At 55.8% G+C, this 867-nt stretch carries 1 pseudogene; it reads left to right on the forward strand.

The window, feature by feature from the left end:
* Positions 1 to 86 precede the first annotated feature (86 nt).
* A pseudogene (locus B7444_RS17215) lies at positions 87 to 867 on the forward strand (IS5 family transposase); the annotation flags it as partial.

The following is an 867-nucleotide window of genomic DNA, read 5'->3' on the forward strand; positions in this document are numbered from 1 at the left end:
TAGGTAATGTTGACAAAAGATCTAGACGATTTGGCTGAGATCTGATTCACTTTCTGCCTGTGGGATAACGGGCAGAGAGAACAGGCATGGCGCGAGGCGATCTGACGGATCATGAATGGGCGATGATTGGGCCGCTCCTGCCGCCTGAGCGCGGGCGTTGGGCTCGTCCAGCCGGAGATAACCGCCTGTTTCTCAATGGCATGTTGCATGTTCTGCGCACAGGCTGCCCCTGGCGGGACATGCATGAGCGCTACGGAAAGTGGAACTCGGTCTATGTCAGGTTCCGGCGTTGGGCTGAACAGGGTGTCTGGGATGCCCTGCTGCAAACCCTTGTAGACCTGGGACTGACCGATAACTGGCAGCATATGCTCGACAGCACGGTAGTCCGTGCCCATTCACAGGCCGCTGGCGCAAAAGGGGGGCTCATGCGGAAGCTTTTGGTCGATCACGCGGCGGCTTTACGAGCAAAATCCACGCCCGATGCGACAATCAGGGACGTCCTCTTGGCTTTGTCCTCACCGGAGGCCAGGTCTCAGATTATAAGGCCACAAATGCCCTGATGAAATTGCCAGTTCCAAATCCCAGAGCCATGCTGGCTGATCGGGGTTATGACAGTGACCGTTTCCGTCAGGAACTTCTGATCCACGGGATTCTGCCGGTTATTCCATCACGCAAAGGCCGTAAAGCTCCTCAGCAAACAGACTGGCAACGATATCAGGACCGCAATCGCATCGAGCGGATGTTCAACAGGCTCAAGCAGATGCGCCGTATCGCAACCCGCTATGACAAGACCGCCTTGTCCTTCATGAGTTTCCTCAATATCGCCGCCGCAAGGCTCTGGATCAGATCCTTTGTCAACGTGACCTA

This window comes from Gluconobacter thailandicus F149-1 = NBRC 100600, assembly GCF_000964465.1.
GTDB lineage: Bacteria > Pseudomonadota > Alphaproteobacteria > Acetobacterales > Acetobacteraceae > Gluconobacter > Gluconobacter thailandicus.